Raw genomic sequence first — 11,472 nt, forward strand, 5'->3', positions numbered from 1 at the left:
TGATGGGAGGGGCCTCTTCTTGGGGCACCCTGTGTCGTGACGACCAAGGGTGAAGTGATGTTCAGTCGTACTTTCGTGCGCGCCTCTGATGAGGGTCTGCGCCGCCGCATGCGTCAAGAGCGGGCTCAGGAGCGCAAGATCGCGCTCCAGAGGCGCTGGTACGTCGGAGGGCTCGCGGCCGTCGTCGCGAGCGCGCTCGTGTTCTCGGGCATGTCTCCGGCCACCGCGGAGGAGGTGACTCCCACCGATCCCGCTCCCACGAGCGAGGCGACGACAGAGACGCCCTCGACGGATGCCGAGACCCCGCCACCCGCGGAGGAGCCGGCCGCTGAAGAACCCGCGGCCGAAGAACCCGCGCCGGCTGAGCAGCCGGCTGCGCCTGAGGTGACCGCTCCGGAGGGCGACGCGCCGTTCTCGGCGCTGGTCGCACCTCTCGCTGAGCCGGAGGTGTCGCTGTTCGCGCTCGTCCCGTGCGACGGCTGGCCGGTCGCCGGTTCGCCGGTCGCCGGCTTCGAGATCGACGGCAACCTGTGTCTCGACGGCGACGGCACGCTGGACTGGGCGAATGTCGGCGGGCAGCCGGTCGCGAGTGACGGCTTCGACGACCCCGAGCAGTTCGACCAGGGCGCCTCCGAGGCCAACTGGCCGTGGAGCGCGGCGCAGACCATCCTCAACAGCGGATCGGGATCGGCCAAGACCGACATCGGAAACGTGTACGCCTACACGCAGACCGTCGACGGTCACGTCTACGCATACCTCGGCTTCGAGCGCCAGGTGAACACCGGGTCGGTGTCGTACCACGTCGAGCTGAACCAGGCGGACAACGCGTTCGGGCCGGTGCCGACCCGAACGGTGGGCGACCTCCGTCTGACGATCGAGCAGAACGGCAACAACACCATCTCGCTCGTGGGCGCGGACACCTGGGACGGCGACAGCTGGGTCTCGCTCGGTTCGCTCGCCGGCTTCGTGGGCCAGGTCAACCAGGACATCATCAACCGGCTGACGGGCACCGATGAGCTGGAGGCAGGCACCTTCGCCGAGGCCGCGATCGATCTGACGAAGCTCTTCGGTGAGACCGGCTGCAGCGGCAGCTTCGGCGTGCTGAACGTGCGTTCGAGCCAGTCCCCCTCCGAGACGTCCTCCCTCGCCGACTGGGTCGACCCCATCGCCCTCAATGTGCCGTCGACGTGTGCGACGCTCACGATCCTCAAGACCAACACCGACGGCACGCCGCTCCAGGGTGCGGAGTTCACGATCTCTCCGGTGCCGACGGGCAGCGACGGCACGGAGACGACCGGGGCTGACGGCAAGATCGTCCTCGGCGGCATCGAGCCCGGCGTCTACACGGTGACCGAGACCAAGGCTCCTCCGGGCTACCTCCTGCCGACGTCGAACAACCCCCAGCAGGTGACGCTCGGCGACGCAGAGACTGAGACCCTGACGTTCGTAGACCCGCTCGGCACGGTGACCTGGCTCAAGCACGACGGCGCGGGCAACCCGCTCGGCGGCGCGACCTTCCAGATCGTGGCCAACACCGGCGGCGTGGCCCAGGGTGTGGCGGGCTTCCCCCGCACCGTGGTCGACAACGGCACCAATGACACCGACCCGGCTGCGGGCGTGATCAAGGTCGTGAACGTCCCGATCGGCACCTACACCGTGACCGAGACGGCGGCGCCCACCGGCTACGTCCTCGACGGCAACCCGCAGAACTTCTCGATCACCCAGCAGGCGCCCAACGCCTCGCTCACCAACCCGTTCGTGAACATCCCGTTCGCGACGGTGACGCTGAGCAAGGTCTGGGTCGACTCGTTCACGGGTGACAAGGCCGACCTCTCCATCGGGGGAGCGGCCACGGCGAACGGCACCTCGACGGCTCCGACCAACGGTCAGGTCGTCCAGGTCTCCGTCGCACCGGGCTCGGCGCTGACGCTCGCCGAGGTTCTGCCGGACGCCAACACGGGCGAATACTCGTCGGTCCTCACGTGTGTGGGGGCCACTGTCTCCAACAACACGGGAACCGGCGGCTCGATCACCGTGCCCGCGTACCCGGCTTCGGGGGCGGGCGTGCAGTGCACGTTCACCAACACGGCGATCCAGAAGACCATCACCCTGCAGAAGCGCTGGGTCGATGCCATCGAAGGCGACACGGCGGAGTTGCACGCAGGTGCCGACACTGCAACGTCGGTGGCGAACGGCACGGCCGAGCAGCTCGACCAGATGAACGTCGCGCAGGTCTCGGTTCGCGTCGGTGACACCGTGGGCCTCAGCGAGGTCTTGGGTGGCGTCGGCAGCTACGGTTCGACCTACTCATGCACCAGCGGTCAGACGACCGGTGACGGCACCGGAACGTCGTTCACGCTCACCGTTCCGAACGCCAACGTGACCTGTACCTTCACGAACACCGCCGACCGCGGCACGGTCACCCTGAACAAGCAGTGGGTCAACGCCTTCGAAGGCGACGAGGCCGATCTGTCCATCACGGGTGCGGCGTCCGACAGCGCGACCTCGGTCGCGACCGGCGGGAACAGCACCGACGACACGAACGTGGCGTCCGTCGAGGTTCGGTTCGGCGAGAAGGTGACACTCTCGGAGAGCCTGCCCGGCGACAACACGGGTGAGTACACCGCGACGTGGTTCTGCTCGGACGGCAGCAGTGGCGAGGGCGACAGCATCCCCGAGATCACGGTCGAGGGCGACCTCGACTGCACGATCGTGAACACGGCGGATGAGATCAGCGTCACACTCGACAAGCGCTGGATCGATGCCTTCGAGGGCGACGTCGCGTCGATGTCGATCAACGGCACCACCGAGGAGTCGACAGCGAACGGCACGGCGAACCAGCTCGACGAAGATGTGGTCACCGTGTCGGTGCGCGTCGGCGACGACGTGAACATCCACGAGGTTCTCGACAGCGCGACCAACACCGGCGAGTACGACAGCTCGTATGCGTGCTCGACCGTCGCGAACGGTGTCGGGCAGGGGCGCGACTTCGACTTCGTCGCTCCCGACTCCGATGTGAGCTGCACGTTCATCAACACCGCCATCAAGGTCGGGGTCGTCCTGCACAAGCAGTGGATCGGAGCCGTTCTCGGCGATGACACGACGTTGTCAGTGACGCCTGAAGCGGGCCCGATCCTCACGAGGCTGTCGGAGGTCATCGGCACCGGAACCTTCATCGACAACATCAACACCGTTGTCCTCCAGGCGCGTATCGGCGCCGTGCTGCCGATGAATGAGACGATCGCGCTCAACGCCCTCGGTCAGTACGACTCCACGTACAGTTGCACCGGCGGGCAGGCTTCGGGCACCGGCGTCGGCCGGAGCTTCCAGCTGACCGTGACGGGCCCGAGCCTGTGCTTCTTCGTGAACCAGGCACGCACCGCTAAGGTGCACCTCGTCAAGACATGGGTGAACGGTCAGGAGGGCGATTCCGCCGACCTCTCGATCTCGGGTCTCCCGTTGACCGAAGACACCTCGGTGTCGAACGGCGACGTCGGCTCGTGGACAGACGTCCAGAACGCGCTCGAGAAGCAGGCGCTGATCGGCAGCGAGGTCACGGTCAGCGAGGTTCTCGACGTGGTCGAGGGTGAAGCATCCGACTACACCAGCTCGCTGGTCTGCATCACCGTCGACCACTCGAAGATGCTCGAAGTCGATGCGAGGTCCGGCACGTTCACCATGCCGAACGAGAGCGTGTGGTGCGAGTTCACCAACACGGCCGAGCGGCCGACGCTGTCGCTCGTGAAGGTCGTGAACGGCGCTCAGGTGGCCGACACCAACTGGCAGCTCTTCGGCACTCCGGCGGAAGGTGACGCCGTCACCAACCCGGCGGGCGGCGATGTCGCTCCGACCGCGGTCCTGCCGGGAGTCGAGTTCGACTTGTCGGAGGACGTGATCGGCGACGTTCCGGGTCTCGGCGAGTTCGAGCCGGAGCTGTGGTCCTGTGTCTCGGACGACGCGGGCACGATCACGCTGACCGACAGCGAGCCGGGTGCGGCGACACTGCGTGGCCTCGACAAGGGCGAGAACGTGGTCTGCACCATCGTGAACACTCACGTCGACCAGGGCTACACACTCGACAAGACCGCGATCAGCTCAGTGCAGAACGAGGACGACAGCTGGACCGTGACCTATGAGATCACGGTGCACAACAACAGCGTGCTCGTGCCCATCACGTACGACCTGACTGACACCCTCGACACTCCGGCCGCAGGCGTCACCTACACCGGCGCCTCGTGGAGCGGGCCGACGAGCGGTGACTTCGACCTCGAGTCGTCGCTGACCGCAGTGCTCGCGGATGACGAGGAGCTCGCCGCCTACAACGGCTCGAACGACGCGGTGTACACCGTGGTGGTCGAGGTCGATGTGACGGCCGAGCCGGCTGACCCCACGACGTGTGAGGAAGGCGGCGAAGGCATCGGCATCGTCAACACCGCCGAACTCACGGTGGGCGAGGACGAGCCGATCGACGACGAGGCGTGCGGCACCGTGCACTTCGACGACGTGGACATCGTGAAGACGTCGAACCTGCCGGAGGGTCAGACCTCGGTCGAGCCCGGTGACGAGTTCGACTACGTGCTGACGGTGACCAACAACGGCACTCGTGACGCGACGGACGTGGTCGTCACCGACCCGATCCCGGACCGCCTCGAGGTCACCGGCCTCGAACTGCCCGACGGTTGGGCCAACGACAACGCCCCTGACCTGGTGGACGGCGACAACGTGCTGCAGGTGAGCACGCCGCTGCTGCTCGAGGGTGATTCGGTGGAGATCACGGTGACGGTGGAGTTCCTGCCGGCCCCGGTGCCGCCGATCGAGCCTGGTGACGGGACGGAGGAGCCGCCGGCTCCGCTCGAGGAGCTCGTCAACGAGGCCTGCGTCGCCGCGGAGCGTGATGAGGTCGATGAGAACAACTGCTCGGAGATCGAGATCCCGGTCCGCGAGATCACCGCGATCGTCTACACCAGGTGCGTGGCGGACGCCCCGCTCCTGGGCTGGACGATCACCAAGTCCGCGGCGCTCATCGACGAGGAGATCGACTTCCTCTGGACTCCCGACAACGGCACTGCGACGACCGACCCCGCGAACGTCTCGATCACCCAGCCGGGTGGCACTGCGACGTGGAGTGAGGAGATCGACTGGCCGGGTGCGGCGTTCACACCTTCGGGCGTGAGCATCGACTACCCGGGATGGCGGCCGATCGTCGCGAGCGACATCGTGCCCGGATCGACCCCGACGCAGTACTACTACCCGGGAACGACCGACATCATCAGTGCGGCCGACCAGCCGGACTACGTGTTCAACGGTCTGATCCTCGACGACAGCGAGCTCGACTACGCCTGGCGTCTCAGCTCGACGATCACCTTCACGGTCAACCCCGAGCTGGTGTTCACGACGGAGTACCCGGCGGCGACGCCCGAGTGCTCCGTGGCCCGCCACTCGAACGTCCAGATCGAGAAGACGGCCAGTGTCGAGAAGACCGACCCGGGTGCCTCGTTCACGTACACCCTCGCGGTGGCCAACGTGAGCGATGACGCGGCCGCCGAGTCGGTGGTGGTCACCGACGCGATCCCCGCCGACATCAAGATCACCGACGTGAGCTGGGTCGGCGAGGGTGACGACGCGGTGTTCCCGAACTGGCAGACCTGTGAGGTCACCGGACAGAACAGCGCCGGCTACGGCGGCACCCTCGAGTGCGTGCTCTTCGGACCCCTGCAGCCGCAGGGGGCGAACGAAGGCGCCTCGGCGGCTCCGACCATCACCCTGGCGGCGACGGTGAACCCGGCGTCCACGAGCAGTTCGATCACCAATGTGGCAGTCGTGGACTACCACACCTTCGGTGACCCGGACGACGCGGGCCGCGACTCCGACGACGCCATCGTGCTGCTGTCGGCGCTCCCGGCAACGGGTGGCGAGCTGCCGCCGCTGCTGGTCATCATGGGCCTGTTCGCTCTGCTCGGAGGCACGACGCTGCTCCTCGTCGCCCGCCGCCGGCGCGGAGAGGTCAAGGCGAACCTCTGACGTGAGAGAGGGCGGGACCGCCCCAACGCCCGCTCTCTCCCACCTGGCTCCGACCCGCTCCGGTAGGCCGGAAGCTCGAGCCCCTCGTACCCCGAACACGAGGGGCTCGAGCGCGTCTGCGACACGTGCGGATGACGGATGCCGCGGCCGCGGCTGGACCGTCCCGCGCGTCGATTTCGCACATCGACGCCTGACCGATAGCCTGCACCCACGGCGGTTGTCCGCCGTTCTCCTCTGCGCCCCCCGCATCGGAGGAGGAACGGCACACCCCCGTGCCGGTGAGTACGGCGTGCCCCCGCGCGTCGCAGAGAAGTACCGGCGTGCCCCGCACGTCGCTGGGAAGTACGGCGTGCTCCGCGCGCCGCTGGGAAATACGGCGCGCTGCGCGCGCCGCTGGGACGACGCTCGACGTCGATTAGGGGAGGAACACTGTGTCTGCAGTGCGCAAGAGAACTCTGAAAGCTTGGGCTGGGGCATTGGTCGCCGCGGCACTCGTCGTGGCACCGCTGATGACCGCCGGCGCGACCGCGGCCGAGCCGCTGGAAGATGGCGTCGGCCAGACGCTGCCCTGGACCTCGGAGACGAACCACGAGGACTACTGGGAAGACCTGTATGCCGACCACAGTGCGGTCTGCTACAAGGTCGAAGGTGCGAACAGCTCCGCTCATGGCACCGTGAGCGAGAACAAGCTGACGGTGACCCTGAAGCCGTTCGACCCCGCTTGGGGCGCGGACCGGCACTGGGAGCTTCTCGTGATCAAGGCGGGAAGCGACTCGAACTTCGTCGTGAGGCATCCGGTGGCCGGCGTCGCTTATGCGTCGCCCTCGAACGGCAACAACGATGCCGAGGTCTCGCACTGGATCGTCTGCAAGGGCACGGCTCCGAAGCCCCCTGTGATCGTCAAGCCGAACCTGACCATCGACTGCGACGCGGAAGGCTACATCACCCGTAGCGAGAACGTCGACTGGACGCCCGAGGTGCATGACGACGGCACGACCACGTGGACGGCGCGGCCGATTCTCGGCACGGTGTTCGAAGAAGGCGTGAAGGTGAGCTGGGATGTCCCGTCCCTCGAGAAGCTCGCCGAGGAGTGCGAGCCCAGTGAGCAGCCCGAGCAGCCGGAGCCGGTGAAGAGCGAGTCCAGCAAGACGACCTTCGACTGTGCGAGCACGACGGCGACCGTGACCACCACCACGACGACCACCCCGTTCGTCTGGGACGAGTCCACCGAGAAGTGGGTGCCGGGCACGCCCTCATCGGCAGACGTGGTCAACACTCGCCCCCTCACGCAGGACGAGCTCGGCGACTGCCCGCTGGTCCCCGGTGAGATCCAGTCCGTGTGCGTCGGCGACGTGCCGTACCTCGGCTACCAGGTGACGCTGCCCGAGGGCTTCGTGCCCGACAGCGCCAACCCCGTCACGATCACGTTCGTGAACCCGGACGGCGAGGACTACGTCGTCGCGGACCAGCCCCTGAGCGGTGCGCTGCTCTGGCCGGGTGCGTCCGACGGCGAGCCGAAGATGTGGCCGGGCTGGGATCTCGTCGACGGCGAGTACGTGGAGACCGACGGCAACTTCGCGTGGACCCGTGCAGGCGTCACGGTCGAGTTCGACGTCAACCCGACGTACACGACCGTGGTCGAGTACCCGCAGGCCGCTGCGCTGTGCGCCAACCCGCCCGTGGGCGACGACGACCCCACCACCGGCACCCCGACGTCGACCGACGCCGAGGCACTGGCCGTGACCGGTGGCGGCATCAACCCGATCGTCGTGGCAGCGGGCGGAGCGGCACTCGTCGCCGGCATCGCGGTCGTGACGATCGCGGCGTACCGCCGCCGTCACGCGAGCATGCAGTAACGCCGACGGACAGTCGAAAGGGCGGTCGCGCATAGCGCGGCCGCCCTTTCCGTTGCCCTCCGGCATCCGCCGTCTGGGAAACGGCCGAGCATACTCGCGTCGCGACACGCCCGAGTTTGCGACACGCCCGGGCTGCACGTAGACTAGTGAGGTTCCACATTCCGGCGCCCCTCTTGGCGTGCGTCGGATCACTGTCAGGGCAGTGCATAGGCAGGCGCAACGCGCAGGGTCCTAGGCCGCGGGCAGCAGAACCACCACATCTCGAATCCATCCACAGCGGAGCCATGCTCCGCGCGCAGATGGAGAACGGATGCCGGGAGCAGCGCTTCGGTGCGACACCCGGATTGACAGCAGAACAGCGGTGCAGCATCCCTCGACAAGCTCGGGAACCGAGCGGCCGCGAGGAGTAAGTGCCATGGCGCCCCGTGCGCCACGTGCGTCCAATGCCACTGGGGTATGACGCGAGAAAGAGAGTGAGCAGACAATGGCGGGACAGAAGATCCGCATTCGCCTGAAGTCGTACGACCACGAGGTCATCGACTCGTCGGCACGAAAGATCGTCGACACCGTGACCCGTGCGGGCGCGACGGTCGTGGGCCCCGTGCCCCTCCCGACGGAGAAGAACGTGATCGCCGTGATCCGTTCTCCCCACAAGTACAAGGACAGCCGCGAGCACTTCGAGATGCGCACCCACAAGCGTCTGATCGACATCGTCGACCCGACGCCCAAGGCTGTCGACTCGCTCATGCGTCTCGACCTCCCGGCCGATGTCAACATCGAGATCAAGCTCTGAGGTTCGACATGGCTGACATCAACTCAAAGGTTTCCAAGGGCCTGCTCGGCACCAAGCTCGGCATGACCCAGGTGTGGGACGAGAACGGCAAGCTCGTTCCCGTCACCGTCATCGAGATCGCACCGAACGTGGTCACGCAGGTGCGTACGCCCGAGAAGGACGGCTACAAGGCCGTCCAGATCGCGTACGGCCAGATCGACCCCCGCAAGGTGAACCAGCCCCTCACGGCCCACTTCGAGGCCGCGGGTGTCACCCCGCGCCGTCACCTCACCGAGGTCCGCACCGCGGACGCTGCTGACTACTCGCTCGGTCAGGAGCTCACGGTGGACGGCACGTTCGAGGCCGGCCAGCTGGTCGACGTCGTCGGCACCAGCAAGGGCAAGGGCACCGCGGGTGTCATGAAGCGCCACAACTTCAAGGGTGTCTCCGCTTCGCACGGTGCGCACCGCAACCACCGCAAGCCCGGTTCGATCGGCGCCTCGTCGACGCCGAGCCGCGTCTTCAAGGGCATGCGCATGGCCGGCCGTATGGGTGGCGAGCGCGTGACCGTCCTCAACCTCAAGGTGCACGCCGTCGACGCCGAGAAGGGTCTGCTGCTCGTCAAGGGCGCCGTCCCCGGTGCTCGTGGCCGCATCGTCTACGTCCGCAACGCAGTGAAGGGTGCCTGATCTCATGGCTGACACCACTCTCGCGCTCGACGTCCTGAAGGCAGACGGCACGGCGGCTGGTTCCGTCGAACTGCCGGCTTCGATCTTCGACGTCAAGACGAACATCCCGCTCATCCACCAGGTCGTCGTCGCGCAGCTCGCGGCGGCTCGCCAGGGCACCCACTCGACCAAGCGTCGCGGTGAGGTCTCGGGCGCCGGCCGCAAGCCCTTCAAGCAGAAGGGCACGGGTAACGCCCGTCAGGGCTCCATCCGCGCGCCTCAGATGACCGGCGGTGGCATCGTGCACGGCCCCAAGCCGCGCGACTACTCGCAGCGCACTCCCAAGAAGATGATCGCGGCCGCCCTCCTGGGTGCGCTCAGCGACCGTGCTCGCGGTGAGCGTCTGCACGTCGTCGAGACGTTCGGCATCGAGGGCGCGCCCTCGACCAAGACCGCCGCAACGGTCTTCGCCAGCGTCAACGCGACCAAGAACGTGCTCGTCGTCGTGGACCGCGATGACGACGTCACCGTGCTGAGCGTGCGCAACATCTCGTTCGCCCACGTGCTGCCGTTCGACCAGCTCAACGCGTACGACGTGATCGTCTCGGACGACATCGTCTTCACCAAGGCCGCCCTCGACGCGTTCATCGCGTCGAAGACCGCCGTCACCGAGGAGGCCTCGGCATGACCGCCGTTTACAAGGACCCGCGCGACATCATCCTGAAGCCGGTCGTTTCGGAGAAGAGCTACGGGCTCATCGACGAAGGCAAGTACACCTTCCTCGTCGACCCCCGCGCTTCGAAGACCGAGATCAAGCTCGCGATCGAGAAGATCTTCGGCGTCAAGGTCGCAGCGGTCAACACGCTCAACCGCACGGGCAAGGCCCGTCGTACCCGCTTCGGCACCGGCAAGCGCAAGGACACCAAGCGCGCCATCGTGACCCTGAAGTCGGGCACCATCGACATCTTCACGGCAGTCGGCTGACGGTCGGGATAGAGGACTAGAGATATGGCTATTCGCAAGTACAAGCCCACGACCCCGGGTCGCCGCGGCTCGTCGGTGGCCGACTTCGCCGAGATCACCCGATCGACGCCTGAGAAGTCGCTCCTCCGCCCGCTCAGCAAGACCGGTGGCCGCAACAACCAGGGCCGCATCACCACGCGTCACATCGGTGGTGGCCACAAGCGTCAGTACCGCGTCATCGACTTCCGTCGCAATGACAAGGACGGCGTCAACGCCAAGGTCGCTCACATCGAGTACGACCCCAACCGCACTGCGCGCATCGCGCTCCTGCACTACTTCGACGGCGAGAAGCGCTACATCCTCGCGCCGAACAAGCTGTCGCAGGGCGACATCGTCGAGTCGGGCGCCTCGGCTGACATCAAGCCGGGCAACAACCTGCCGCTGAAGAACATCCCCACCGGTACCGTGATCCACGCCATCGAGCTCCGCCCCGGCGGCGGCGCGAAGCTGGCGCGCTCGGCCGGCACGTCGGTTCGCCTCGTGGCGAAGGACGGCCCCTACGCCCAGCTGCGTCTGCCCTCGGGCGAGATCCGCAACGTCGACGCGCGCTGCCGCGCGACCGTCGGCGAGGTCGGCAACGCCGAGCAGTCGAACATCAACTGGGGCAAGGCCGGCCGCAACCGCTGGAAGGGCATCCGCCCGACCGTCCGCGGTGTCGCGATGAACCCGGTCGACCACCCCCACGGTGGTGGTGAGGGTAAGACCTCCGGTGGTCGTCACCCGGTTTCGCCGTGGGGTCAGGCCGAAGGCCGCACCCGTCACGCGAACAAGGAAAGCGACAAGTACATCGTCCGTCGTCGCAACGCCGGCAAGAAGCGGAAGTAGGAGTAGAGGAAGATGCCTCGCAGCCTTAAGAAGGGCCCCTTCGTCGACGAGCACCTGCTTCGCAAGGTCGTCGTCCAGAACGAAGCCGGCACCAAGAACGTCATCAAGACCTGGTCGCGCCGTTCGATGATCATCCCGGCCATGCTGGGTCACACCATCGCCGTGCACGACGGACGCAAGCACATCCCCGTGTTCGTGTCCGAGACCATGGTCGGCCACAAACTGGGCGAGTTCGCGCCCACCCGCACCTTCCGCGGCCACGTGAAGGACGACAAGAAGGGCCGCCGCCGCTGACGCGGGGGCAGAG

The 11,472-nt window shown here is 67.0% G+C and carries 8 protein-coding genes; all 8 read left to right on the forward strand.

What is annotated here, in order from left to right:
* Window positions 1-57: 57 nt before the first annotated feature.
* The 8 genes from B1729_RS02785 (at window position 58) to rpsS (ending at window position 11,459) form a co-directional block, all read left to right on the forward strand.
* On the forward strand, window positions 58-6,021 hold the full coding sequence (locus B1729_RS02785; protein ID WP_163630597.1) for a SpaA isopeptide-forming pilin-related protein: 5,964 nt from the start codon (window positions 58-60) through the stop codon (window positions 6,019-6,021).
* 440 nt (window positions 6,022-6,461) lie between these two features.
* Complete coding sequence (locus B1729_RS02790) at window positions 6,462-7,877, forward strand: hypothetical protein (RefSeq protein WP_163630598.1); 1,416 nt, start codon at window positions 6,462-6,464, stop codon at window positions 7,875-7,877.
* Between the two features lie 484 nt (window positions 7,878-8,361).
* Window positions 8,362-8,670 carry a 30S ribosomal protein S10 gene (rpsJ, locus tag B1729_RS02795; protein WP_106816553.1) on the forward strand — a complete coding sequence of 103 codons (309 nt, stop codon included), beginning with the start codon at window positions 8,362-8,364 and terminating at the stop codon, window positions 8,668-8,670.
* An 8-nt stretch (window positions 8,671-8,678) separates the two neighbouring features.
* Window positions 8,679-9,338, forward strand: a complete 660-nt coding sequence (rplC, locus tag B1729_RS02800) for a 50S ribosomal protein L3 (protein WP_163618847.1) — start codon at window positions 8,679-8,681, stop codon at window positions 9,336-9,338.
* A gap of 4 nt (window positions 9,339-9,342) precedes the next feature.
* The gene (gene rplD, locus B1729_RS02805; RefSeq protein WP_163618848.1) at window positions 9,343-10,005 is read left to right on the forward strand and encodes a 50S ribosomal protein L4; all 663 of its coding nucleotides are present in this window, start codon (window positions 9,343-9,345) and stop codon (window positions 10,003-10,005) included.
* Window positions 10,002-10,301, forward strand: a complete 300-nt coding sequence (gene rplW, locus B1729_RS02810) for a 50S ribosomal protein L23 (RefSeq protein WP_163618849.1) — start codon at window positions 10,002-10,004, stop codon at window positions 10,299-10,301. The genes rplD and rplW overlap by 4 nt, the downstream gene beginning before the upstream one ends.
* Before the next feature lie 24 nt (window positions 10,302-10,325).
* Entirely contained in the window at window positions 10,326-11,165 is an 840-nt protein-coding gene (gene rplB, locus B1729_RS02815) for a 50S ribosomal protein L2 (RefSeq protein ID WP_163618850.1), read from the forward strand.
* 12 nt (window positions 11,166-11,177) lie between these two features.
* Window positions 11,178-11,459: a 30S ribosomal protein S19 gene (gene rpsS / locus B1729_RS02820; protein WP_045275479.1), complete on the forward strand. Its 282-nt coding sequence runs from the start codon at window positions 11,178-11,180 to the stop codon at window positions 11,457-11,459.
* The last annotated feature ends 13 nt before the right edge of the window (window positions 11,460-11,472 follow it).

The organism is Microbacterium sp. B35-04, from assembly GCF_010634885.1.
In the GTDB taxonomy this organism is placed as follows: Bacteria; Actinomycetota; Actinomycetes; order Actinomycetales; family Microbacteriaceae; genus Microbacterium.

Excerpts from the sequence above, each read along its gene's own strand:
- rplB (WP_163618850.1), top strand. The coding sequence starts at position 10,326 with ATGGCTATTCGCAAGTACAAGCCCACGACCCCGGGTCGCCGCGGCTCG.
- rplW (WP_163618849.1), top strand. The coding sequence starts at position 10,002 with ATGACCGCCGTTTACAAGGACCCGCGCGACATCATCCTGAAGCCGGTC.
- rpsJ (WP_106816553.1), top strand. The coding sequence starts at position 8,362 with ATGGCGGGACAGAAGATCCGCATTCGCCTGAAGTCGTACGACCACGAG.
- rpsS (WP_045275479.1), top strand. The coding sequence starts at position 11,178 with ATGCCTCGCAGCCTTAAGAAGGGCCCCTTCGTCGACGAGCACCTGCTT.
- rplC (WP_163618847.1), top strand. The coding sequence starts at position 8,679 with ATGGCTGACATCAACTCAAAGGTTTCCAAGGGCCTGCTCGGCACCAAG.
- rplD (WP_163618848.1), top strand. The coding sequence starts at position 9,343 with ATGGCTGACACCACTCTCGCGCTCGACGTCCTGAAGGCAGACGGCACG.
- B1729_RS02785 (WP_163630597.1), top strand. The coding sequence starts at position 58 with ATGTTCAGTCGTACTTTCGTGCGCGCCTCTGATGAGGGTCTGCGCCGC.